The 24,504-nt window shown below is 51.8% G+C and carries 18 protein-coding genes and 1 pseudogene; 11 read left to right on the forward strand and 8 right to left on the reverse strand.

The genetic code is table 11. The annotated features are described in order from the left end of the window. Positions 1 to 48: 48 nt before the first annotated feature. Positions 49 to 1,482 carry an MDR family MFS transporter gene (locus GQY55_RS02590; RefSeq protein WP_160037833.1) on the reverse strand — a complete coding sequence of 478 codons (1,434 nt, stop codon included), beginning with the start codon at positions 1,480 to 1,482 and terminating at the stop codon, positions 49 to 51. A 134-nt stretch (positions 1,483 to 1,616) separates the two neighbouring features. Beyond that, complete coding sequence (locus tag GQY55_RS02595; protein WP_160037835.1) at positions 1,617 to 2,102, reverse strand: RrF2 family transcriptional regulator; 486 nt, start codon at positions 2,100 to 2,102, stop codon at positions 1,617 to 1,619. A gap of 427 nt (positions 2,103 to 2,529) precedes the next feature. Here GQY55_RS02595 and GQY55_RS02600 point away from each other — a divergent pair, with 427 nt between their 5' ends. Next, positions 2,530 to 3,027, forward strand: a complete 498-nt coding sequence (locus GQY55_RS02600; protein WP_160038495.1) for a DinB family protein — start codon at positions 2,530 to 2,532, stop codon at positions 3,025 to 3,027. Between the two features lie 214 nt (positions 3,028 to 3,241). Here GQY55_RS02600 and GQY55_RS02605 read toward each other — a convergent pair whose 3' ends face one another. The 4 genes and pseudogenes from GQY55_RS02605 to GQY55_RS02620 all read right to left on the reverse strand — a co-directional run bounded on the left by GQY55_RS02605 (position 3,242) and on the right by GQY55_RS02620 (position 7,700). Beyond that, positions 3,242 to 3,853: a hypothetical protein gene (locus tag GQY55_RS02605; protein WP_236575362.1), complete on the reverse strand. Its 612-nt coding sequence runs from the start codon at positions 3,851 to 3,853 to the stop codon at positions 3,242 to 3,244. 71 nt (positions 3,854 to 3,924) lie between these two features. Next, positions 3,925 to 4,220 (reverse strand): annotated as a pseudogene (locus GQY55_RS02610) (zinc-binding dehydrogenase); the annotation flags it as partial. Positions 4,221 to 4,577: 357 nt separating this feature from the next. Continuing rightward, positions 4,578 to 5,840: an FAD-binding protein gene (locus GQY55_RS02615; RefSeq protein WP_160037839.1), complete on the reverse strand. Its 1,263-nt coding sequence runs from the start codon at positions 5,838 to 5,840 to the stop codon at positions 4,578 to 4,580. 324 nt (positions 5,841 to 6,164) lie between these two features. Next, on the reverse strand, positions 6,165 to 7,700 hold the full coding sequence (locus GQY55_RS02620) for a sulfatase family protein (RefSeq protein ID WP_160037841.1): 1,536 nt from the start codon (positions 7,698 to 7,700) through the stop codon (positions 6,165 to 6,167). Positions 7,701 to 7,818: 118 nt separating this feature from the next. Here GQY55_RS02620 and GQY55_RS02625 point away from each other — a divergent pair, with 118 nt between their 5' ends. Continuing rightward, the gene (locus GQY55_RS02625; RefSeq protein ID WP_236575363.1) at positions 7,819 to 8,694 is read left to right on the forward strand and encodes an AraC family transcriptional regulator; all 876 of its coding nucleotides are present in this window, start codon (positions 7,819 to 7,821) and stop codon (positions 8,692 to 8,694) included. A gap of 145 nt (positions 8,695 to 8,839) precedes the next feature. Here the strand turns inward: GQY55_RS02625 and GQY55_RS31185 are convergent, their stop codons facing one another. Beyond that, positions 8,840 to 9,013, reverse strand: coding sequence for a hypothetical protein (locus tag GQY55_RS31185; RefSeq protein ID WP_236575364.1), 174 nt, complete (start codon positions 9,011 to 9,013; stop codon positions 8,840 to 8,842). Between the two features lie 48 nt (positions 9,014 to 9,061). Between GQY55_RS31185 and GQY55_RS02630 the strand changes: the two genes are divergently transcribed. From GQY55_RS02630 to GQY55_RS02665, 8 genes are all read left to right on the forward strand, one after another. Continuing rightward, entirely contained in the window at positions 9,062 to 10,861 is a 1,800-nt protein-coding gene (locus GQY55_RS02630; protein WP_160037843.1) for a cache domain-containing sensor histidine kinase, read from the forward strand. 2 nt (positions 10,862 to 10,863) lie between these two features. Next, positions 10,864 to 12,522, forward strand: a complete 1,659-nt coding sequence (locus GQY55_RS02635) for a response regulator (RefSeq protein ID WP_160037845.1) — start codon at positions 10,864 to 10,866, stop codon at positions 12,520 to 12,522. Between the two features lie 140 nt (positions 12,523 to 12,662). Further along, entirely contained in the window at positions 12,663 to 14,252 is a 1,590-nt protein-coding gene (locus GQY55_RS02640; protein ID WP_160037847.1) for an extracellular solute-binding protein, read from the forward strand. 37 nt (positions 14,253 to 14,289) lie between these two features. Beyond that, positions 14,290 to 15,258 carry an ABC transporter permease gene (locus GQY55_RS02645; RefSeq protein ID WP_373309111.1) on the forward strand — a complete coding sequence of 323 codons (969 nt, stop codon included), beginning with the start codon at positions 14,290 to 14,292 and terminating at the stop codon, positions 15,256 to 15,258. Between the two features lie 15 nt (positions 15,259 to 15,273). Continuing rightward, positions 15,274 to 16,167: a carbohydrate ABC transporter permease gene (locus GQY55_RS02650; protein ID WP_160037851.1), complete on the forward strand. Its 894-nt coding sequence runs from the start codon at positions 15,274 to 15,276 to the stop codon at positions 16,165 to 16,167. 65 nt (positions 16,168 to 16,232) lie between these two features. Then, positions 16,233 to 18,266, forward strand: coding sequence for an alpha-L-arabinofuranosidase C-terminal domain-containing protein (locus tag GQY55_RS02655; RefSeq protein WP_160037853.1), 2,034 nt, complete (start codon positions 16,233 to 16,235; stop codon positions 18,264 to 18,266). Beyond that, positions 18,263 to 20,023 carry a glycoside hydrolase family 2 protein gene (locus GQY55_RS02660; protein ID WP_160037855.1) on the forward strand — a complete coding sequence of 587 codons (1,761 nt, stop codon included), beginning with the start codon at positions 18,263 to 18,265 and terminating at the stop codon, positions 20,021 to 20,023. The genes GQY55_RS02655 and GQY55_RS02660 overlap by 4 nt, the downstream gene beginning before the upstream one ends. Before the next feature lie 212 nt (positions 20,024 to 20,235). Then, a complete protein-coding gene (locus tag GQY55_RS02665) occupies positions 20,236 to 22,698 on the forward strand; it encodes a family 43 glycosylhydrolase (RefSeq protein ID WP_160038499.1) in 2,463 nt (820 codons plus the stop codon). Between the two features lie 85 nt (positions 22,699 to 22,783). On the opposite strand, the gene GQY55_RS02670 is transcribed toward GQY55_RS02665, so the two are convergent. Next, positions 22,784 to 23,338, reverse strand: coding sequence for a TetR/AcrR family transcriptional regulator (locus GQY55_RS02670; RefSeq protein ID WP_160037857.1), 555 nt, complete (start codon positions 23,336 to 23,338; stop codon positions 22,784 to 22,786). 168 nt (positions 23,339 to 23,506) lie between these two features. On the opposite strand from GQY55_RS02670, the gene GQY55_RS02675 reads away from it, so the two are divergent. Further along, the gene (locus GQY55_RS02675) at positions 23,507 to 24,430 is read left to right on the forward strand and encodes a ketopantoate reductase family protein (protein WP_160037859.1); all 924 of its coding nucleotides are present in this window, start codon (positions 23,507 to 23,509) and stop codon (positions 24,428 to 24,430) included. Positions 24,431 to 24,504: the final 74 nt, after the last annotated feature.

Below are 24,504 nucleotides of genomic sequence, written 5' to 3' on the forward strand. Positions count from 1 at the left end.
GAGTATTCCCCACGCTTTCCTTATGGTTTATGAATTCCCCAAACTGGTTCATCCAGCCGCCTGTTCTTGCTCCGACGACTTCCCTTTACGGATAAAGAGACCGAGCACGAGCGCGACGAGCGCGATGATGACGCCGAACCAGAATGCGTTGTTGATGCCGGCTGCAAGCCCTTTGGCGATTTCCGCCGGAGCCTGCGGATCGCTTGAATTGCTCAAATACTGCTTCTGCCCGCTCGACATAATACTGATGTACAGGGCCGTGCCGATTGCGCCGGACACCTGCTGCAATGTATTTAAGATCGCTGTCCCATGCGGGTGCAGATGGCTTGGCAACTGGTTAAGTCCAGCCGTCTGTGCAGGCATCATGACTAGCGCGATGCCAATCATCAGCGCAATGTGAACGGCCACGAGGAAGCCGGTGCTCGTCGTTTCGTCGAAGCGGGTAAATTGCCATAATGAGATGACGGAGATGGCCAATCCCGGGATGATCAGAACGCGCGGCCCAAACTTGTCAAACAGCTTGCCGGAGACCGGGGCCATGAACCCATTGATAATCCCGCCAGGAAGAAGGATCAAACCGGACTTGAATGCCGTTACCAGAAGTACGCCTTGCATAAACATCGGAAGCATGATGGCCGATGAGAAGAAGGTCATCATAAGCACAAGCAGCAGCACCGCGACAAGCGCAAAGGTCGGATATTGAAATGCGCGTAAATCCATGACAGGCTGCTTCAATATGAGCTGCCTCCAGATGAACAGCAACAGCGCCGCACCGCCCGCTACGATCGTCCAGATGACTTCCGGCTGCGACCAGCCGTGATCCCCGGCACTGCTGAACCCATAGACGATTCCGCCAAAGCCGATTGTCGACAATACTATGGATAAGAAGTCCACTCGCGGCTTCGTAACTTCCCACACATTTTTCAAGACAACGGCTCCTATAATAATGGAGAGCAGCGCAAACGGCAGGACAAGGTAAAACAGCCAGCGCCATGAAAGCCCGTCAACGATTAAACCCGATATAGTCGGACCGATCGCCGGTGCGAACATGACGACAAGCCCTAACATCCCCATTGCGCCTCCACGCTTTTCCGGCGGATAAATGGTCATGATGACGTTCATGACAAGCGGCAGTAGCATGCCGGTTCCGATCGCTTGGATAATCCGCCCGACAAGCAGCACCCCGAATTCCGGCGAAACCGCCGAGGTGACCGTTCCCGCGAAGAACAGACCCATCGCCGACAGAAATATTTGCCGTGTCGTGAACCATTGCTGCAGGATTGCAGTTACAGGTACAAGCACACCAACGACGAGCATGTAGGCGGTGGAAAGCCACTGGACCGTTGCCGCAGATACGCCAAACGATTTCATCAATTCGGGAAGGGCGTTGCCCATTAGCGTCTCATTCAAAGCGGCGACGAACATGCCGATAATCAGGGCAAACATGATCGGTCCGCGCTTAATATTCGTTATCGTGCTCATTTTTTCTCCTCCAACTCCCTGTATTCAGCTCATTGTGGATGACCGCAATGGTTACATCCAAAAGTTGCTTTTCCATCCTTCAAACGACCCCATGAACGACCTATAATATCCATAATTAAAGCGCAAGAAGCGTATCACTTCTTGTTTTCCCTATGGGTACAACGCTTGAAAGCTTCATCCAGTACCGACTGGATCGTGTGTTCCCGCAAATATTGGTACAGATGCTGTTCCGCGCCGTACATAACTTTCTCAACCAAGCATACTTTTTTTTCCGGATGTTTCAGTTCCCGCTGTGCAGCCCTCTCTTCCGCTAACAACCGATGCTGCCGCGAACTCGAATTGGAACATTCGAATAACTTCTGTCTTCCTTCGATCACTTGAATCACGTCAAGGAACGTAATCTGATCCGCCGGCCGTGCGAGCTCGTAACCACCGTTCACCCCTGGGACAGCACGCACGATTCCATCCTGCCTCAGCTTGGACATGATTTTGGATAAATAGCTTTCGGATACGCCGAGTGTCCCGGATAATTCCTTGATCCCGATGTTGTTGCAACGCTCCGAGTTTCCCAGATGAATTAAGGCGTGTAGGGCATAATCTGTACTTTTGGAGAACTGCAAGTTTCCCCCTCCCTTCACAGAATTATCATTAATATAGATCTTCGATATCCATAATAAATGATTCAACTCTAATTTGCAATGAAATTCTTGATCCGAAATTCGCTTCTATCGGCGGCTGCATCTCCTTAGGTTGAAAAAATGAAAAATAGTATGAGTTATCCATGAATTTTCCGCCATACATTCCATAATTGATCCGTAAAGTGATGTGTTACAGCGGACACTTAGATAGAGGAGTTATTCCATAATTCATTAGAACTTCAGTCTCCCCGAGTGTACTATAAGGGGCATGCACTTCACCCGTAATTACAAATAAAAAACATGATTATGACAATCCCTGTCACTATTAATGAGTATGATTGAGATGAACCGACCGATTGTTTTCATCAAGCAGTCGGGGGAAGTTACTCAAGAAAGGGATGAATCCATGATGTATGTAACGGTTGCGGATTTGATCGCGGAATGGAACAAGGAAGCTGCATTAACCCAAAACATTTTGGACGCATTGACCGATGAATCCTTGCGTCAGCAAGTGTATCCTGAAGGCCGCACGTTAGGAAGGATCGCGTGGCATTTTGTAACGAATGTCCCGGATTACCTGAATGAATTTGGTCTTGCGACTGAGCGGGTGCCTGATTCGGATGTAATACCCTCTGCAAAAGAAATCGCCCAGACTTTTAAAAAAATAAGCCGCGATGCGGCCAAAGCGATTGAAGAACAATGGACGGACGACGATTTGAAGATCATCCGAAATGCTTTTGGAAGACAGGAATCGAATGCGTCCATTTTTATGGGATTGATTAAGCATATCGTCCATCATCGAGGCCAGGTCACCGTGCTTATGCGGCAAGCAGGATTAAATATCCCTGCGGTATATGGCCCGTCCAAGGAAGGTTGGATGCAAATGGGGGTCAAACCGCCGGTTTAAAAGCAGCCTGAAAAAACCTTGGCTGTCGTGTTATGTAGTTAGGGGATAAGACGAAGAACTTAACATAATTGGGTGGCTTTAGAGCCGCCTCCTAGAAAGCCCAATAGAACAGCGGCATCAACACCGCCGGTTCATTGGGCTTTTTTGGGGCCGAAAGGATGGGGCACACGGGTTTTTCAGCCCCGGAATGTTCCTCATAGAATCATCGGTTTCATTAGGAACGGGGTTTCTTTTTCAGCCATTCCTCGAACTGATCCGGCGTTCTAACGTGATCGTCCAGCACGGCGGTGTAAATATCGAAGCTTTTCACTTCGTTTCCGTATTCTTCGCGGGAGGCCCACATATGTTTGATCGCCAGGATGGATTCCCGCAGCTCGGGGGTGAGCCGATCCGGCATCGTTTTGATATGCGCAAGATCGGGCTGCTTGTCCGGTTCATCCACGAACCACAAATCCAATTTCCAATCCTTCCCGCTTTGGGCCCGGTATTTTACTCCGATGTAAAAACCGTCAGGATAGTTGATATCCGTATTCCAGACACCGGTATCGTTCAGGAAGCGAAGCTCCCTGACGCCTTGCCTGACCATCAGTTTCGAAGCGATTTCGGCCACCTGATCCGCATCGAGTTTAGGGCTTACGACGGTAATGTCCAAATCCCTCCATGCCATTAACCCGAGCGCTGCGCTGCCGACCCGGACAGGATTTCCCGCCAAAGACAGCAGGTCGTTCACGCCCAGCTCTTCCGCTACCGCATTGGCTTCGGTTTGCAATTGATCCTGAAGCCACAATAAATCATTTTCGCTCACTTTTTTCACGCTCCGTTTCATGAAGAAGAATAGACTGTATCAGTTAACATGTTATCCGAAATGTCGCGGCGAATAAAGCGGCCGGATTTCACGACATTGACGAGTGTACCGTCTACGCGAAGCAACGATAAATACGCATCAACGTTCAGATTGGTAGACACAGTGTTTAGGATGATGTCAAAATGACCGGCCAGCGCTGTAAATGTTTCAGGATCGCCTGTTGCAAAGTAATGATTTGCTCCAAAGCTCAGCGCTTCGCTTTTTTATCTTTAGAGCGGCTTAAGGCCGTAACTTCGGCGCCCTAGGGCATGCGCTATTGGATTGCCAGATGGCCGAGCCCTCCAACCCCCAAAATGGCAACCTTTTTACCGGATCCGACATTCCAATGCAATGATGCTCAATCATAAAAAAGAAATTAAGAGGAAAATAAAAGTGCTTTACTATAATATGGATAAAACAAATTGTAAATTGGCATTATACGATGTTCTCGAAGCTCAATCGAACAATGCATCGATAAAAATATAACAAGAGCAACAGGCCCCCGCTTGCTGTCTATGTTTTGTCCTGTCTTCCGTCTTATAAACAGAGGAGAACCCGATTGGAAGGGGTGAAGGGCAGCCGCGCGGAGCTGTTCCTGTCATCGTGTTGAAACATCCAATTTTTTTGAAGAAAATATAGAGGGCCGGACGAAGAGAAAAAGGAGCCTCGCGAATTTCGTGATGCTCCTTTTTTACCTTATAAGTTTTCAGTCTGCCATAAGATACGTATTCAAAAAGTCGTTCCTAAACTTGCCCTCCGGATCGCAGCGCAGAAGAAGCTTCCGGAAATCAGGCAGCCGCTCGTAACGAGCCTGCACATCGGCCGGCGGCATGGTGAACAGCTTGGCCCAATGCGGACGGGCGGCAAAGGGGGAAAGGTTCTCTTCGATCAGCGGCAGCACTTGCCGCACCGCTTGCCAGTCCGGCTTCCAGGTAAAATGGATCGCGACCGAATCCTGCTTGTAGCAGGGACTCATCCACAATTCGTCCCTCGCAATCATGCGCACCTCGGAAATATAGAGGAGAGGGGATATATGCTCCCGCAGCCGATCGATTGCGCATAAAGCTTCGTAAGCAAACGAACGAGGCACGAAATACTCGCTTTGCAGCTCCTCTCCGGCGCTTGGGGTGAATTCCATCCGAAAATGGGGTAACCGCTCGAACCAAGGTCCGGGGACGCCCATTTGTTCGCTGCAGTTTTCCGCCGGAAAACCGGCTACGGGATGCACACTCCCCGAGGCTCTGACCGCCCCGAAAAACTCGGGCCCCATTCCATCTGCGGTGCCGTCCGTTGTACGATGCTTCAGCCAGACTTGGTTGAAGGAGGATGCCTTCCAATCCGTGAACAGGCTGACGCTGTAAGCGGCGGAGGCGATTTCGCCGAAGTGTTCTTCCAGCTTCCCCAAAGGCAGATTTTCGTAAACGTACTGGCTCATTTCAAATGCCGGAATGACATCAAGCGTGATTTTGGTGACGATTCCCAAGGCGCCCAAACCGACAGCGGCTGCATTCACCCCCACGTCCTGGTCCCGGGAGAATCGCATGACGGCTCCGTCCGCTCCGACGATCTCCATCGAATGGACCGCGGAGGACAGATTGGCGCTGTTCACGCCGGAGCCGTGCGTTGCGGTTGCGCATGCGCCGGCGACCGTAATATGCGGCAGCGAAGCCAGATTGTGAAGCGCATAACCTTGTTCGTGCAGAAAGCGGCACAAATCCCCGTAGCGGATGCCGCCTTCCACCGTTACCCGGTGATTCTCGCGGTCCAGCGCAATGATCCGGTTCAGTTTTTCCAGCGAAAGCTGGGCTTCCGGACTGTCCGCGATGCCGTTAAATGAATGCCGCGTGCCCAGCACCTTAATGCGGCGGCTTTTGGCCGCGAGTTCGCTCACTTGCTCCATGGTTTCAGGGACATAAAGTTTTGAAGCGCTGTATTCGTAATTGCCTGCCCAGTTCCGATTTCGATCCATTATGCTCGCTCCCCCTTGATTTCAATATCCATGACCCCATGATAGCAGGGGGATTGAGACGGACTCAACCCTATTTCATGCAATACAGCGGACAGCCGGTTTTCATACATCACAAAAGGCCGATTCACACGCCTGTGAAAGGGCCTTTTGATTGCTGCGCATCATTTTTTTAGACGAGTGTTTTGCAAAAATCCAAGGAGCGACTTTCAATGAGCAATATAGAGAGCGAAACGGTTTAATTCGTCTATATATTGTACGCGGGAGCGAACGGAATCGAATTTTGCAAAAACCTGAGATATAAGCGTCGCGGGTATCCGTAACATATTAAGCTCCGGAAATTCGCGGCATCGGCATCGGTTCCTTTCCAAGCTCAGCCCATGCATATTTAAGCAAAAGTTCGGTTTTCAGCGTTGCGTGCGCCGGGTCGTCCCATAGGTTATTCAGTTCACCGGGGTCTTCATGCAGATCGAAGATTTCTCCATAGGTTTGATTGTAATAGACCGTAATTTTATAACGCTCATCGACGTAGGTCTTCTGATGAATGGTGGTCGGTTCATGCCTGAATTCGCAGATGGCGTGGCTGCGTGCCTGCGCGGCTTCGCCGAGCCATACCTTTTTCTGGTCGACGCCCGTCATGGCATAAGGAACGGGAAGATCGCACAGGGACAAGAAGGTTGGAGCCAAATCCACCAAAGATTGAATGGCGCCGCTGCGTTTGCCGGCGGGCACTTGTCCGGGATACCGGACGATAAACGGCAGTTTGATCAGGTCCTCGTAATGAAAACCGCCCTTGGCCTGCAAACCGTGCTGCCCGAAAAAATGGCCGTGATCCGTCGTAAAGACGACAATCGTGTTGTCGGCGATCCCCAGTTCGTCCAGCTTATCGAGAATACGCCCGATGTACTTATCCATCATGCTGATCATGCCGTAATAGACGGCGACCAGCTTTTTCTTGTCAAAGCCCGTCAGCCGCGGCCTGCTGCCGTATTCATAATAATGATGCGACCGGTAACCGTGGATGCCGAACCCCGTTTCCTGCAGATCGGAAAAGTCGGGATGTTCTTCCTGCGTTTTTGCAAAATGCGGCGGATTGCGGTCGTGCTCGCCCGGCACCATTTCCGGAATCGTAAGCTCATCAGGGTTGTACATCGTATCCCACGGCTCGGGTACGAGGTATTCGGGATGCGGGTCGAAGAAGCTGGACCAGAGGAAAAAGCTCTCGTCATTTTCGTGATACTGCTCCAGCAAAGCATTTGTCCGCTCAGCTATCCAGGTGTTGTAATGGTATTCTTCGGGAATCGGCCAACGATACGTTTGATCCCGGTCCATGGTACCGGTGGGCGGCAGGAAGTAGTCCCGCCAATTATGGCAGCCTTTCTCCTCCATCCACAGCGCATAATGCTGCCCGATATGGGCTTCGTTCGTGTGATTCCGGGCCAGTTCCACATCGTCGAATCCGTAAAATCCATCCTTGTAATTTTTCCAAAATTCCAGATCCTGCAGGATGGGATAGGCTTCGAGCGACGGGAATTCCTCCGTGGAGGCCAGAGGCTGAAAATGGGCTTTGCCGATCAATCCGGTTCGATAGCCGGCCTGCTTGAAATCTTCGCCCACCGTATGCCGATCTTCCAGCAATTTGGTTCCAAGCGTCCACGCGCCGTGCTGGCTCGGGTACATCCCGGTAATGATCGAGGCGCGGCTTGGCGTACACGTCGGGTTGGGGCAATACGCCCGATCGAATGTCGTTCCTTCCCGGACGATCCGGTCCAGATTCGGGGTGCGTATTTCCGGATTAAACGCGCCAATCGTGTTCCAATGCTGCTGGTCGCTGGTGATTAACAAAATGTTAGGTTTTTTCATCCGTCATCCTCCTTGACCAAATTATATTAAACGGGGTGCGCGAACGGAATGGCGTATTGTATGATATATTTATCATTTTGTCAGTTGACGAAAAAAATAAAACGGAGGGTGCGGACGAATGCTGCAAGAATATGATCATGAATTTGCGGAGTTTTTTTATTACACGCCGACCGAAAACGATAACCTCAGTCCATTTTGGCTCGTGAGAGCGGGTCAAAACACGGCGAAGCCGGGATATCGGATCGGGCCGCGCAGGATTGAATGCTACAGTATTCATTTTGTCAGGGCGGGAAGCCTGATGGTTGAATATAAGGGGCAATCGCGCAGGCTTCAGACGGGGGATGCGTTTTGTCTGTATCCGAACCGGACTTATATTTATTACAAACCGGAAGACGAACCGTCCCTGCAGTTAACGTGGCTGGCCATGGATGGACCGGCGTTGGAAAAGATGCTGCATCTGGCCGGCTTTGACCCGGACGATCCATGCTCCAGAGGCCGATGGACCCCGGCGCTTGAGCACGTGATCGGACGGCTTTTTGAGGAGTGGAGAAAAGGGAAGACGGATGGGATTGCCGCCTCCCTATGTTTGAAGGGGCTGATGTACCAAGTGTTATCCCTTTTAATCTCAAGCGCCGGATTGACGGATGCGCACCCAAGCCCGGCAGCGACCCCAAAAAGCAAAGCTTCCCTTTGGACCGAATATATCGAATGGCACGCGGCCGAGGGCATCACCGTTCAGCAGGTGGCCGAATATGCCGGACTGAACCGGACTTATTTTTCCACGCAGTTTACAAGGTCCGTGGGCATGACGCCGGCCGAATACATTGCCATGGTCAAAATGGACAAGGCCAAGCAAATGCTGCTCGGAACGTCGGCGGCCGTGACGGAGATCGCTTATTCCCTCGGCTATCCGACACTGTTTGCTTTTACCCGGGCCTTCAAAAACTATTGTTCGATGTCCCCGTCGCAGTACCGGAAGCAAAATCAAGATTAATCGGCCTAAACAAGAACTATTTGCCTTTCAAGCTGGATGCGCCGGAAAACGGCGGCCGGCTTTTTCGGCATGGCTCCCGCATGGGGATTCCGTTCATATTCATTTGTCAATTTGTCAGGTTATCTCGACAAGTTTAATTTTGCCTTTATATAATATGTATACGTTTTCCTGGCTTGAAAATAGAGCCAAGCATTTGGCTGATTGTCATTTTGTTGCGGAAAATACAAAAGCCTTCCACCTGTTCCATCCGGATCCATAAAAAACAGAGAGCTCCGCCGCCGGTTTTGGGAAGCGTTTGCATGCCGGATTGTTCGTCCATCGAAGGAATCAGGCAGGTTCAATACATCGTTTTGAGGAGAGATATGCTATGAAACTTACGACGCTTCGAAGGTGGTTTTGGCCGCAAACGAGTTTTCAGGGGAAAATATTCATGGCCTTCGGCCTGGTCACCTTTTTGTCCATCGTCTCCGTCACCGGCATCGTGTACGTCAATATGCGCGAAACCATCAAAGACAACGCGGTCACCTCGGTCTCGGACAGCATCCGGCAGGCGGATGAATCCCTCAACGTCATGCTGGAGGAGATCGACCGGCTGAATACCGTGGTCGTGACCAATAAAAGCACGGTGATCGATACGATTTTGAGCCCAAACGAGGAGCCTAGTTATGAATGGTTTCAGGAGCAGAAGCGGATTACGGAATTTCTGTCGGGTCTGACCAAGTATAAGCCCTATATTTCCCGGATGGCGGTCGTGGGTCTGAACGGGAAGGTGTTTTTCACCGGCGGTCCTTGGATGGACCGGAGCGTCTTGGGAACCCCGATGCTGAACTATATGCTGCTCAACGGATCGCGCCATGCGTACTTTAAGCCGGAAGGAACGGCGGATGCGATCACCGTCGGGCGCGAAATTCGCTATAACAGCGAAACCGTCGGCATTGTCATGGTCGATTTGGACTACGAATTCATAAAAAAAACCTATGGCGTAAAGCCGACCGCGGACAGCATGCTGTATGTACTGGATGAACAGAACGGGTATGTCTATCAATCGGAATCTTCACCATCCTCCTACGCGCCTCCTCTGGATACGATTGTCGAGATCAAACGGGAAATTGCCGGCCATGACACAGTGGTTGAGCAGAAGATCAACGGAAGATCCTACATCGTCGTCAGCCGTCTTTCCGAGTATACGGGCTGGAGCACACTGGCACTGATCCCGCTGGACTCGCTGCTCAGCGAATCCACGCGAATCCGGAATTTGATGGCCGAGGTGTCGATCATCGTCTTTATCGTCATCCTGATCGCTTCGCATCAGGTTTCTTCCCGAAGCACTTTAAACATCCGCCGGCTGAAATCGATGATGATGCAGGTCAAGGACGGAAATTTGTCTTTTCCCAAAACGGAGATCAACTCCAAGGACGAAGTCGGCGAGTTGTATCGCGTTTTTATCAGCATGGTAGATGAATTGAAACGTCTCATGGAAGGCATCCGAACGAGCGAGAAAAAGAAACGCGAGGCCGAGCTCACCGCCCTGCAGGCGCAAATTCGCCCCCATTTTCTCTATAATTCTCTCAACACCATCAAGTATTTGGCCAAGCTGAACGGAGTGCCCAATATCGAAGAGGTGTCCGGTTCGCTCATCGAGCTGATGCGCGGCTTGCTGGGGAATTCCAACGAATTTCTGACGCTGCGCGAAGAACTGGACTATGTGTACAGTTATATTTCGATCGTGAAATACAAATATTTGGAGCCGATCGAGGTGCACACGCAAATTGAAGACGACGCTTTGCTGGAGTGCCGGGTGCTGAAACTGGTGCTGCAGCCTCTCGTCGAAAATGCGATCATACACGGCATCGGTCCTTCCGGGGAAGGGGGATATGTCCTGATTCGCGTTTATGCGGAGCATCATGATCTGCGGATCGAAGTTACGGACAACGGCCGGGGCATGACGCAGGAACAGATGGACGCCCTGCTGGGAGACATGGGAAAAGAGGACGCCCCGTCCCGCTTCAGCGGCATGGGGGTACGCAACGCGCACGAGCGGATCGTCCGGATGTTCGGCGAAACGTACGGTCTGAGCTTATACAGCGAGCCGGGATTGTATACGAAGGTAGAAATCCGCTTTCCGAAAATACAACATGCAGAACAATCTGAACAAGAGGTGGTCTAACCATGTTTAAAGTGCTCCTGATCGACGATGAGCCGTTGATCGGCAATGTGATAAGGACGTTATTCAACTGGAAGGAGCATGGGTTCGAGTTCGTCGGCGAAGCATACAGCGGGACGGCGGCTTTGACGATGCTCGAAGAGTCGCCGCCGCACATCGCGATCATCGACGTGAATATGCCGGAGATGAACGGCGTGGAACTTCACGGGATCATTCGCGAGCGGTATCCGGCCATCAAGACGATCATGCTCAGCAGCTACGACGACTACGATTACGTGCGCGAATGCTTGCGAAGCGGGGCCGTCGACTATTTGCTCAAGCACCGGCTGGATGAACCGCTGCTGCGAAACGTGTTGAACAAGGCCGTTCAGGACCTGCAGCAGGAGAGCAGGGCGCAGGAAGGCAGGCTGGCAAGCCGCAAAATGGAAGAATCGATGAAGCCGGTATTCATAAGAAGCTACATCGCCGACCTGGTCAGGGGGAAGGAGGATGCCGGAACGTTTGACGCGGCCTCCGGGATGGAAAATTTGTATCCCGACGCCGTCAGTTACACGGCAGCAGCGCTGCAGATCATTCCCTTCCTGCTGCTGACGGAGTCATTCAGCGATAGGCAAACGAACCGGCTGGTGCAGCAGGCGGTCGATGTGATGCAGCAAAGCCTTGGAGATATTCATGAACGGACGGCCGCTTATGTAGAGAACGGAAGGGTGGTTGTCGTGTTTGCGTTCAAGGACCGCAGCGAGCATACCGGCGCGAGCGAGGCACACCGCTGGATGGGGAAGGTTCAGCATGCGCTTGAGCTGATGCTGAACCTGAAATCCGCTTATGCTCTTGGGCATCCTTGCACAAGCCTGTCGCAGCTCGGAGCCAGCTACAGATCGGCCGAGAAGGCGCTTGATGCTTCTCCTGCCGGCGAGCCGGATGCCATGGCCGCAGATGCTGATCGAACGAACCCGTCCGCAGGGGGCAGAACGATCGCACCGCAGCTGCGTGTTGCCCTCACCATCGAAGAACAGAAGCAGCTGCTTCTTGCCATGGAAAGTTTGGACCAAGAGAGGCTGCGCCGCCTCATCGCCTCGGTGTGCGGTTCGGTCCGCCGTCAGCCGCTCCATTCCCCTGCGGTGCAATTGATCGTCAGCGAGCTTCTGCACACCGGCGATAAAGCTATAAAAAAATCAATCCCCACGTCTGCGCCCGAAACCGCCCGGGATGGACTCCCGCCGCGCGGTGATTTGGGGCGGATCGGCAGCATGGCTGAACTGGAGCAATGGCTGCAGTCCTACTTCGCCGCCTTGCTGAACTTGCTCAAACAGCAGCGTACTGCAGGCAGCTATTCCCGGCATGTGTCGCAGGCGATCCATTTCATTTTGGAGCGGTACCAAGGTTACGTCACCCTGGAGATGGCGGCGGGCGCAATCGGGCTCAATCCTTCCTATTTAAGCCGATTATTCAAAGAGGAGACCGGGTACACCTTCTCCGAATATGTGAACCGGGTCCGAATCGATGCCGGGAAGAAGCTTCTGGAGAGCGGGCAATATTCGGTGAAACAAATCAGCAGCCAAGTAGGTTTTACGACGTACAACTATTTTTTCAAAGTATTCAAAGAATTCACAGGCATGACGCCGCATGCCTATTTGAGCAGCCTCCGGCCGGAGACCATATGATAAAACCGTAAAAATTGTGGAGTAAATAGTCATATTATTAGAATTTGCGGTCATGACGGATGAACTATAATACTGACAGACACCACGGGAAACGCTTTCAACAACGGTTCAGAACTACATAAAACGGAGGTCATTCATTCATGTCCAAACACTGGGGAAGAGGCGCGCTGAGCACAGCGCTCATCTCGGCATTATTACTCGCGGGATGCGGTTCCAATAGCGAAAAGGGAGCCGAACCCAAAAACGCGGAGGGTTCATCCGAAACAACGGTCAACGCATCCGGGTTTCCGCTGACCAAAGATCCTATTACGCTGAAAATGTTTACCCGGATTGCTCCCGCCAACGGCCCGTTCAAGGACATGCCTGTTTTCCAGGATTACGAGAAAATGAGCAACGTCCATGTCGAATTCACCGAAGCGCCGACGGACGGATTTCAGGAAAAGAAAAATCTCCTGTTTGCGTCCAACGAGCTGCCTGACGCTTTTTACCGGTCGGGAATTACGCAGCTGGAAGCAACCCGCTACGGAACGGGCGGCCAATTGATTCCGTTGGAAGATTTGATCGACAAATATGCGCCCAACCTCAAGGGTCTGATGGAGAAATATCCGGAGATCCGTTCGGGCATCACGACGCCGGAGGGCCATATTTATGCGATCCCGGGCATTGTTACCCTTGATGCTGCCCGCACGGACAAAAAATGGATCAACCAGGCGTGGCTTAAGAAGCTGAACCTGGACGTGCCGGAGACGACAGACGAACTGTACGACGTATTGGTCGCCTTCCGCGACAAGGATCCGAACGGGAACGGCAAAAAAGACGAGCTGCCGATGACTGCGCGTCCGCCGGTGCCGGGTCAGGGGCTGCCGATCGTCAACATGATGAGCGGTTCGTTCGGCCTCGATCAACAGCTGGGCTATAACATCAATCTCGTCAACGACAAGGTCGAAATCTGGATGGGCAACGATCGGAACAAAGAGATGCTCCAGTATCTGAACAAGCTTTATACGGAAAAGCTGCTCGATCCCGATATGTTCTCGCAGAAGGAAGCCGACTACCTTGCGAAGCAGTCTTCGGGCAACACCGGCTTGTTCTTTGACCAGACGAACAATGTGTTCATGCCGATCAAGGATCAATATACGGGCATCGCGCCGTTCAAAGGTCCGCACGGCGATCAGATGCAAAGCCAGGGCGCGCCTGTCGCCCGGGACTTCGGAGCTTTTGCCATCACCTCCGCGAACAAGAACCCGGAAGTCACGATGCGCTGGATCGATTACTTCTACAGCGACGAAGGCTCGACGATGCTGCGTTTCGGCAGGGAAGGCGAGAACTACGAAATGAAAGACGGCATTCCTTATTATACGGAAGCTTTCCTCGCGACGGGCAACCAAGCCAAAATCACGCCGTATGCAGGCGGCGGAGCGCCGCATCTGATCAGCGATAAGGTTGCTTCCTTCATCAATCCTCCGCAGGTTCAGGAAGCACAGGACAAGCTGACTCCGTTCATGCCGAAGGTTCGTTACGCATCGCCGATGTTCGATGAGAAAACGGCTCAGGAAGTCAACGTCCTGCGTAATGACATCGACAAATATTACGAAGAGCAGAGCGCGAAGTTTATCGCCGGAGCACTCAGCTTCGATAAGTGGGATGAATTCCAATCCACGCTTAAAAAGATGAAAATCGACAAGCTGCAGGACCTGTATCAGCAAGCCTACGACAAGATGGCAAAATAATGGACATCATACGATTTCCCGCATTCGTTAGGAGTAGATGCTTATGAAGAGCGCTCAAGTCCACGTCAATGCTGCGCCGTCCCGGAAAATTCCGGGACGGCGGGGCCGTGTATGGAAACAGATGGCAAAACGGTTGGACCTGTATCTTATGCTGCTGCTGCCCATCGCCTGGTATTTGATTTTTCATTACGGGCCGATGTACGGACTGCAAATTGCCTTTAAAAATTTCAATCCGGCCAAGGGGATCTTCGGCAGCAGTTGGGTCGGTTTTGACCACATTCTACGCTTTTTTGATTCGTTTTATTTTTGGAGGCTGCTGTGGAACACGTTATCGATAAACCTGTTCTCGCTGCTCATCGCATTCCCTATTTCCATCTTGCTTGCACTGATCGTCAACGAAATTCGCAGCAAGACGTTCAGCAAAGTACTGCAAAACATTACGTTTATTCCGCATTTTATTTCCGTCGTCGTCATCGTCGGCATTCTGAACGTTTTCCTCTCGCCGACCACGGGGCCGGTCAATTCGCTGATCGAAGCTCTCGGCGGGTCGCCGATCCGTTTTCTGGAGGAAGCCGGTTGGTTTAAGACCATTTTCATCGGCTCGAACATATGGCAGAACATGGGCTGGCAATCCATCATCTATATCGCGGCGCTCAGCGGAGTGAATCCGCAGCTGTATGAAGCGGCCAAGATGGACGGCGCTTCCAGACTGCGGCGCGTATGGCATATTTCCTTGCCGGGCATCGTGCCCGTCATCGTTATTATGCTTATTCTGGATATCGGGCATTTCATGGACATCGGTTTCGAGAAAATCCTGCTCATGCAAAATAACTTGAATATTGAATCAAGCGACGTCATATCCACGTTCGTGTATACAACCGGCATTCTGAAAGGCGAATACAGCTATACGGCGGCGATCGGATTGTTTAATTCGGTTATCAATCTAATACTGCTGATACTTGTCAACCGGTTCGCACGCAAAGTATCGGAGACCAGCTTATGGTAAAGGGGGAAAATGAGCATGTCTAATCAAGCTTCCATAAGCCGATCGTCGGATGAAAAGATATTCGATGCCGTTATATATACCATTGCTGCACTTATCATTGTGATTGTGTTATATCCGCTCATTTTCGTGGTCAGCGCTTCATTCAGCGATCCGGCGAAAGTATTGGGCGGGGAAGTATGGCTGCTGCCTAAAAACATATCCTTGGATGCTTACACAAACATTCTGCACAACGGGAAAATATGGACCGGATACACCAACACGATCATATATACGGTGATTGGTACGGTCGTTAATATCATCATGACCGTGTTAGCGGCGTATCCATTGTCTAGACCGGATCTTCCCGGCCGCAAGCTGCTCATGGTGATCATTACGCTTACGATGTTTTTCGGAGGCGGGCTCATTCCAACGTATCTGCTGGTCAAAAATTTGGGGCTGCTCGATACGATGTGGGCTTTGATCATTCCGGGCGCGATCGCAACGTATAATCTGATCGTGATGCGGACGTACTTTCAAACCAGCATACCTTGGGAACTGCAGGAAGCCGCCCATATCGACGGCTGCTCCAACTGGCGGCTGCTGCTGAACATTATCCTGCCTTTGTCCAAGCCGATCCTGGCCGTTATGGTTTTGTTTTACGCCGTCGGGCATTGGAACTCTTATTTTAACGCTTTGATCTACATCCGTAATGAAGCGCGTTATCCGCTTCAACTGGTTTTGAGAGAAATATTGTTGATCAGCCAGTCCGATGCCGTCGACGCTAACGTTGGGCTGGAAAATAAAGTGATGCTCGCCGAGAGCATCAAGTATGCGGTCATCATGATCTCCAGCCTGCCCATTTTGATCATGTATCCATTTGTGCAGCGGCATTTCGTCAAAGGCGTCATGATCGGCTCCATCAAAGGGTAAAGACCCTGGCAGACACCTTGATCCACAGCGATTCTTTCTTAACGTCATACTCATGGAGGTATATTGTGCAAACGAATGCGACGATTACTATTGATTGCAACAGGCCCGAAGAGCATACGATCCATCCCTATCTTTTCGGGCATTTCGTCGAAGATATCCGCGACCATATGGAAGCGATGCTGGCTTTTCCTTTAAGAGACATGGATTTCGAAAGCGACAAGACCGGTGAGATCGCCGTCTCCGGAAGCTGGCTTCCTTATACGAACGGCAAAAATACGCAATATGCGCTGGAGGCGCCGGCCCAAAGGCATTCGGGCCGCGCACAGCGCATCCGGATTTTGAGCGACGACGAGGCTTATGCGGGCATTGCGCAAAGAGCCGCGCTAAAGGGACCGACGGCTTACACGGTCAAAATCGTCGCCCGTGCATCCGTTGAGCTGCACTATTTGATCGTGGACGCGGTGGATCGGCGGACGGAGGAACTTCTCGGGCGTGCGCGCATGGAGCTGAAAAGCCACAATTGGCAGGAAGCCGAAGCGAGCCTGACAGTTTCACGAAGCTGTTCCGACGCGGAGATTCGCGTCTATGTTCCGGAAGATCATCCCCGCTGGATCGATCACGTATCAACAGGCTTGCTTTGGCTCGATCACGTGTCTTTGCTTCCTGAAGACAGCATCGGTATGGTGAAACGTGAAGTGATGGACATGACCCGGCCTCTGAATGCGGGAATGATGAGACTCGCGGGAAATTACATCAGCGCCTACCACTGGGAACATGGCGTAGGGCCAGTTCTTGAGCGGCCCGTGATGTACAACGAAGCTTGGGGAGGATGGACCAGCAAGTACTTCGGGACGGACGAGTTTATCGGGTTTTGCCGGGAGCTGCAGGTTGAGCCGCTAATCTGCGTCAATGACGGATCCGGGACGCCGGAGGAAGCCGCTAAATGGGTGGAATATTGCAACGGAAGCATTGACACGCCGATGGGAGCCCTGCGGGCGGCGAACGGTCATCCGGAGCCGTATAACGTTCAGTATTGGGAAATCGGCAATGAAGTATGGGGTCAGTGGCAGGTGGGCACTTGCTCCGCCGACCGGTTCGCGGAGCGCTGCAAGGCATTCGCGCAAGCGATGAAAGCCGTTGACCCTTCGATCGTCATTTTGGCCTGCGGGCATACCGATCCGGAATGGAACAAGCCGGTGCTCGATATAGCGGGAGAACACATCGACTATTTGACGATGCATTTATACCACGGCTTTGGACGCTTCGGGATGAACCGGGAAACGCCGGCCGAGGAACGATACAAAGCCATCGCGACATTCCCGGAATGGACCCGCAAAGATATCGGGCAAGCGGTGGAGCTTATTCGCGCAAATCCGAAGACCAGCCATGTGAAACTCGCCATTACCGAATACAACACGATGCATTATCCGAACACGAACCGGAAAGGTTTGCCGGACGAACATACATTGGGCGCCGCTGTCGCGAATGCCGCCAACCTGAACGAAATGCTTCGCGCAAGCGACATGGTGCACATCGGCAGCTTCTCCGATCTGGTGAACGGCTGGCTCGGAGGATGTATACGCGTGGGCGACTACTACGCCGATCAAAACAGCGGCAAGGTCTCCGGCTGGAGCGGCCTGCCTCTCACCGTGTATGGAACGCCGACGTATGAAGTGTTAAAGCTTTACGCCAATCGGGGAATCCGGCGGATCCTGCCCGTGGATACGGTGTGCGGCACCTTTTCCGTGCAGTCGCCGAAACAGACACCGGTGGGGCTGGATGAACTTCCCGATTTGGACGTTGTGGCCTGTACGAATGACGACGGAAGCGTCATCACCCTGTTTATCGTGAACCGCAGCCTGCATGAGGTGAAGGCCAAGCTTGCGCTCCAATCCTTCGACTTTTCCGGGGACACCGTCCTGCATGAGATCACGGGGGATTCCTTTGAAGACATCAATTCCGTATTCGAGCCGGATCGAATCGTTTGTACGACCCGCACCGTTCCCGCTTCCGACTGGAAGGACGGGTATCCTTTACGGAAAACATCCGTTTATGCAGTCGAAATCAAGTCAGCGCAGAAATCAGGAGGAAAGAAATGACGACCAAAGCGTATATCAAGGATTATCCCAGACCCCAATTCGTACGCAAGGATTGGACGAACCTGAACGGAGAGTGGAGCTTCCGGTTCGACGACCATAACGCGGGCGAACAGGACAATTGGCAGGAGAAGTTCACGGAAACGCATAAGATCAACGTCCCTTTTACGTACGAAACCAAGATGAGCGGCATCGGAGCGGAAGAATTTCACCCGAACGTTTGGTACAGCAGACAGGTACATATTCCAAAAGAAGCCGAGGGCCAACGGGTGATCCTGCATTTTCAAGCGGTAGATCACGTGGCCAAAGTATGGGTCAACGGCAAAATGGCCGGGAGCCACCAGGGCGGATATGCGGCATTTTCTTTTGATGTCACCCCATATCTCGTTTTCGGATCCGACAATCAAATTACGGTGAAGGCGGAGGACAGCGACAGCTGCACCCAGCCGCGCGGCAAACAACGGTGGACGAAGGACAACTTCGAATGCTTTTACGTCCAAACGACGGGGATTTGGCAGACCGTATGGCTTGAATACGTGGAGGAACAGCGGCTGGAGTCGGTTAAAATCACGCCGGATATCGACCGTAATATCGTACGCTTCGATTACGAGGTGAACGGGGTGCCGGCGGCAGGCGATTTGAAGCTGGAAGCCATCGTGACCTTGAAAGACAAACCTGTTAAACGGGTAAGTTTGGTGATCGATAGACCTTGCCTGACGGTGGAAGTTGATCTCATCCACGAGGCTAACGGACCATGGAAAAAAAGTCTGTGGTCTCCCCAGCACCCGAATCTGTACGATGTCGAGTTTGTCCTGACCTTGAACGATCAAGTGGTGGACCGAGTGTTTTCCTATTTCGGGATGAGAAAGATTTCGATTGAAAAAGGCAAGGTGCTGCTGAACAATGTTCCGATCTACCAAAGATTGATTTTGGACCAAGGGTATTGGACGGACAGCCATTTGACGCCGCCAAGCGAGGAAGCGCTCATCGAAGATATCGACAGAATGCTGGAGATGGGCTACAACGGCGTACGCAAGCATATGAAAATCGAAGATGCCCGTTTTCTCTATTGGTGTGACGTCAAAGGCCTGCTCGTATGGTCCGAAATGGCCGCAACCTTCGAGTTCCATGATCGGGCGGTCGAAGCGTTTACGAAGGAATGGGTGGAGATCGTTCAGCAGCAGTATAACCACCCCAGCATCATCACTTGGATTCCGTTCAACGAATCATGGGGGATTGCGTCCATCCTTCGCGACCCGAGACAGCAGAAATTTACCGAGGGCATTTATCATTTGACCAAATCGATCGATCCGTACCGCCCGGTCATCACAAACGACGGCTGGGAGCATACCGTATCCGACATTTTGACGCTGCACGATTACGTGGAGACCGGCGACGGATTTATGAAACGGTATTCCAATCTGGAGGCGGTCCTCTCTTGCGAAACGACCTGCAACCAATGGAAATATGCCTTCGCGGAAGGATACGCCTACCGGGGACAACCGATTATCATCAGCGAATACGGCGGCATTGCGTTCCAATCGGACAAAGGTTGGGGCTACGGCCATCAGGTCTCTTCCGAAGAAGAATTCATGGCGCGTTTCGAGGGATTGACCAAGGCGATCAAAAGCGTCGATGCGATTGTCGGCTATTGTTATACCCAGCTTACCGACGTTCAGCAGGAGATCAACGGTCTCTTGTATGAAGACCGCAGCCCTAAACTCCCGCTTGATAAAATTAAAAAAATCAATATGGCATAACCGCACGACGCAAAGCAACCGGAGCCAAAAGAGAACCTGTTTTTCTTTTGGCTCTTGTCATATGGCGGGAAGGGGGTGATAAATTCGGTCCCGCGCAGGACGCGATACAGAACCAAGCTGCGCCCCAGGTGAATTTGAAATGAAGCCAGAGTCAAGCCATCACCGAAGGTACATCTTCAGAAGAAAAGGGAGGAAATTATAAAGTGAAAACGATGCGATGGTTATTTTTGTTAGCGGTTACATTTTCTCTTGTCGCTTCGGTGCCAACGGAAACGCATGCCTATCAAAATCCGCGATCACTGCCGGGCGAGTGGGAGCAGTACGGGCTCGGCGATCCCTATGTCATGAAATTCAACGGGTATTACTATTTGTATGTGAGTACGAGAGACACGGACGACGGCGTTAAAGTGTGGAGCTCCCGGGACTTGGTAAACTGGTCCTACCGCGGTTTGGCGGCAACGGATTCGATTACGCATGGCGCGTATGCCCCTGAGGTCATCTACTGGAACGGCAGGTTCTATATGTACACTTCTCCCGCCGGAAAAGGCCATTACGTCCTCAGCAGCTCGAGTCCAACCGGACCGTTCGAAGTCGTAACCGGCAATCTTGGGAAAACGATCGACGGCAATGTGTTTATCGACGATGACGGTTCATTCAGCTTTTTTCATGCCGGTCAGGGCCGCATCGATGCGGCGCCGATGAGCAGTCCCACCACCATTGGAACAAGCTCGCCAACGGGAATCGGCATGGGGGGCTGGACCGAAGGGCCGACCGTCTTCAAACGCAATGGAAAATATTATATGACTTATACCGGCAATCACGTGTTCAGCAAAGGTTACCGGGTTGATTATGCCGTTAGCACAACGGGGCCGCGATCCGATTATGTGGCCGACAGCCTGAACCCGGCTTTGATCAGCACGGAAGGGCCAACCGTAGGTCTCGGCCATAATTCCGTGGTGATCGGTCCCAATCTGGACACGCATTACATGATTTATCACAATTTTGAGGGCCCCGGCGTCATTGGCCCGCTGCGCCATTTGAACATGGACCGCATCGTTTGGAACAACGACAAGATGATCGTACTCGGTCCAACCGCGACGCCGCAGCCCGATCCGGAAATGCCTGCTTTTTACGATTATTTCGACCGAACGTCGATCGGAAGCGGGTGGGCCAATGTGAACGGAGGCCATTGGGGAATTTACAATCAAGAGCTGATGTGGCAGGATTCGGTCGGCGATACCACCTGGCATAAGCAAATTTCGGCGGCGGCGAGCGCATCCGATTACACGGCCGAATTTAATATGAAGGAAATGAAGCGGGGCGCTTCCGCAAGCCCGAGATACGGCGCCACCTTTTCATATAAGGACGAGAATAATTTCGGGGTAGCGATGCTCAGTTCGAAAAATAACCGCCTCGCCACGTTTTTCCGGATTAACGGCGTGGACCAGGCGTGGCAAACGTTCGACCTGCCCGCAGGTTTCGATTATTCGAAGTGGCATCATATCCGCATTGAGAAATCCGGATCCACGTTTAAGTTTTATGTAGACGGCATGATGAAAGGGACGCGCACAGCCAATTTGGGCGGAGGCAAAATCGGTGTCCTGACGGAAGACACGCATGCGGATTTCGGATTTGTCGCTTTCAGCAACGATGTGAACGGAAGCAGCGCATGGGATGCTTATAAACCGGTTCCGGGCAAGATTGAAGCGGTGCATTACATGAAAGGAGGCGAAGGGGTCGCCTATCACGACACCACCGCGAATAATATCGGAGGCGCGTACCGCAACGATGCCGGCGATATTCGTCTGGGCGGCGAAGGCTTGTTCAATCTGGGCTGGAATCAAACCGGAGAATGGTATAAGTATAAAGTGAATGTGGAGTCCAGCGGTTATTACGACATCGATTTCCGTATGGCCACCACGATGAGCGGCGTTCAAATCCGCTTGTGGGACGGATCGGCGGACTTAACCGGGATCATTGACGTTCCGAATACGGGAGATTGGGACAACTGGCGTACCGTATCTAAAAAAGGCGTTTATTTGAATGCCGGACAGCGGGAGCTGAGGGTTGAGTTCGTTAAAGGCGAGGCGGATTTTTCGCGGATGACGTTCCATAAAAACGCAGGCGTTACCAGCATTAGCGATGATTTCAACGACGGCAATGACGACGGATGGACACGCTTTGAAGGCAGCTGGGCCGTGGAGAACGGCGAGTACAGCTCGGGAAGCAGCACGGGGCCTGCCAAGACGACGATCGGAGACGCGAATTGGACGGATTATACGGTCGAAGCCGACGTCAAGATGATCGACTCGGGAGGCGACGGGGGGGTGCTCGTCAGGGTGTCCAATCCTTCCCATGGCACGGAGCGGGGGCAGAACAACTTTGACGCATTGCAGGGATATTACGCCTACTTGACGACAAGCGGCGTGAATCTGGGCAAGATGAATTACAGTTGGAATTTCATCAAAGGATCGCCGCAGAAGTACGCGACGGACACTTGGTACCATATGAAGGTAGTCGTGAAAGATACGAACATTAAAGTCTACGTCGACGATATGGATCAACCGAAAATCGATTATACCGACAACAGCTTGAACCCGTTCACGCATGGCAAAGTTGGGCTCAGAACGGCCGGCAAGCATACGCATTTCGATAACTTCAAGGTTTATCCTTAACAAGTCAGTTTCTGGGGGAATAGTTTCAGAGATATCGGTTCCAAAAATCCAAGAGCGTGTCACTCGCTCTTGGATTTTTTTAAAGTCAAGACACTGTCGGCAGATGCTGTTTCAGCAGCATCATCAATTGAATGACCATCTCCTCCGCAGGATACGGCATGGAATTCACGATCCACCATTCCACCAGGCCGGTAATCGCCGAAGCTAGGAATTGCACGGTGATCTCCCGATTCATCCCTGCAGGAAGGCCGTAAAGATTGATTTGTTCCTCGGCTCCCTTCATGATGTATGCCATGATCTGGCTTCGGAACGCATGGGTTCCTTTTCGGGTCAAAAGCGTTACATAAATGTGCGCGTTTTGTTCCAAATATTCAAAGGTTTGAAGCAGCGGACCTTCGGACGCAAGCAGGGATGTCTCTTTCTTTGGCATGCAGCTTTCGTACAACTGCTTCAAATACGTGTCGATGCACTGATCCAGCAAGTCGTATTTGTCCGTGTAATGCAAATAGATGGTTCCGCGGTTTACATTGGCCCGGTCGGCAATTTCATTGATCGTGATCTGCTCGATTTTTTTCTCCTTCAGTAGTTCGACGAAAGCTTTGAGAATCGCTTCCTTCGTTTTCGGGATCCGTCTGTCCATCGTTTCTCCTTTCAGTTTTTTAAACATATGGGGTTGATTTGTTGATTTATCGACAAACGCATGGATATTACCGATTGAAGCGATGCTGACGCATTGCTATGCTAAGTCTAATCAACAAACGTTGATAAATCAATATAAGTTTAAAAATGAGCAATCGGAGGAAAACATATGAAAGTGTTGGTGTATGGGGCGGGCGTGTGGGGCAGCTACTTGGCGCATGTTCTGGTGCGGGGCGGCCATGACGTTACCGTATTGGCTAGAGGAAAGCGAGCGGAGGAGCTGGAGCGGAACGGGGTCGTCATCCGTCATTATTTACAGCGCCGAACGACCATCGATCAGGTTCGTGTCATTCGGACGCTGGAAGAGGATGAGGGCTACGATATCATCTTTGTGGTGATGACCTATTCGGATTTTCCGTCCGTGCTGCCTATTCTGGCCGCCAATCGGAGCCGTCATATCGTTTTGGTGGGCAATAATGCGGATGCCCGCAGGATGCAAATGGAGCTGCAAAACATGAGCCGTACGGAAAAACAGGTCGCTTTCGGTTTCCAGATTAACGGCGGCCGCCGGGAAAACGGACGTATCGTTTGCATCCGCGGAGGCGGGCAAATGGTGCTGGGCGGGCTTGACGGTCCGATTCCTTTTCGGCCTTTGCTGGAGAAGGCATTTGACACGGTCAAATATAAACTGATCTTTCACGAAGATATGGACGCCTGGCTGAAAAACCACATCGTGCCGATTATAGCGTTAACTTCAGCCTTGTTTGCCAAAGGGGGGAGTCTAAGAGAGCTTGCGAGGGATAAAGAAATGCTCAGACAGATCATTGCGGCCATTGGCGAAGGTTTCGATGTGCTGGAAGCATTGGGATACATGATGACGCCGGCAAGCCAGGCAAGGCTTTTTCGCAAAAATAAACGCACAGCCTATCTCATGCTGAAAATCTATCATCTCCTGCCATTTTCCCGATTCTTCGACGGTTCTTATGACGAAATTGCCTCTTTATTCGAAGCGTTTGGCGAATGGAAGCGGAAATCAGGCATTCCGACGCCCCGCTTGGACGATCTTGAAAGACGTCTGCTTGGGAGCAGATGATCGGACCAGCCGATAGACATCGGGTGTGCAGGTCCGAATTCGCCGGCCGTCGAGGTTAAGCAATCTGCGAGAAA

The sequence above is a fragment of the Paenibacillus sp. USDA918EY genome, from assembly GCF_009870825.1.
Taxonomy (GTDB): Bacteria; Bacillota; Bacilli; order Paenibacillales; family Paenibacillaceae; genus Paenibacillus_AQ; species Paenibacillus_AQ albilobatus.

Bases quoted from the DNA above. Each gene is read 5' to 3' on its own strand.
- GQY55_RS02590 (WP_160037833.1), bottom strand. From the start codon at position 1,482: ATGAGCACGATAACGAATATTAAGCGCGGACCGATCATGTTTGCCCTG.
- GQY55_RS02600 (WP_160038495.1), top strand. From the start codon at position 2,530: ATGTATGTAACGGTTGCGGATTTGATCGCGGAATGGAACAAGGAAGCT.
- GQY55_RS02605 (WP_236575362.1), bottom strand. From the start codon at position 3,853: ATGAAACGGAGCGTGAAAAAAGTGAGCGAAAATGATTTATTGTGGCTT.
- GQY55_RS02615 (WP_160037839.1), bottom strand. From the start codon at position 5,840: ATGGATCGAAATCGGAACTGGGCAGGCAATTACGAATACAGCGCTTCA.
- GQY55_RS02620 (WP_160037841.1), bottom strand. From the start codon at position 7,700: ATGAAAAAACCTAACATTTTGTTAATCACCAGCGACCAGCAGCATTGG.
- GQY55_RS02625 (WP_236575363.1), top strand. From the start codon at position 7,819: ATGCTGCAAGAATATGATCATGAATTTGCGGAGTTTTTTTATTACACG.
- GQY55_RS31185 (WP_236575364.1), bottom strand. From the start codon at position 9,013: ATGGACGAACAATCCGGCATGCAAACGCTTCCCAAAACCGGCGGCGGA.
- GQY55_RS02630 (WP_160037843.1), top strand. From the start codon at position 9,062: ATGAAACTTACGACGCTTCGAAGGTGGTTTTGGCCGCAAACGAGTTTT.
- GQY55_RS02635 (WP_160037845.1), top strand. From the start codon at position 10,864: ATGTTTAAAGTGCTCCTGATCGACGATGAGCCGTTGATCGGCAATGTG.
- GQY55_RS02640 (WP_160037847.1), top strand. From the start codon at position 12,663: ATGTCCAAACACTGGGGAAGAGGCGCGCTGAGCACAGCGCTCATCTCG.
- GQY55_RS02645 (WP_373309111.1), top strand. From the start codon at position 14,290: ATGCTTATGAAGAGCGCTCAAGTCCACGTCAATGCTGCGCCGTCCCGG.
- GQY55_RS02650 (WP_160037851.1), top strand. From the start codon at position 15,274: ATGTCTAATCAAGCTTCCATAAGCCGATCGTCGGATGAAAAGATATTC.
- GQY55_RS02660 (WP_160037855.1), top strand. From the start codon at position 18,263: ATGACGACCAAAGCGTATATCAAGGATTATCCCAGACCCCAATTCGTA.
- GQY55_RS02665 (WP_160038499.1), top strand. From the start codon at position 20,236: ATGCGATGGTTATTTTTGTTAGCGGTTACATTTTCTCTTGTCGCTTCG.
- GQY55_RS02670 (WP_160037857.1), bottom strand. From the start codon at position 23,338: ATGGACAGACGGATCCCGAAAACGAAGGAAGCGATTCTCAAAGCTTTC.
- GQY55_RS02675 (WP_160037859.1), top strand. From the start codon at position 23,507: ATGAAAGTGTTGGTGTATGGGGCGGGCGTGTGGGGCAGCTACTTGGCG.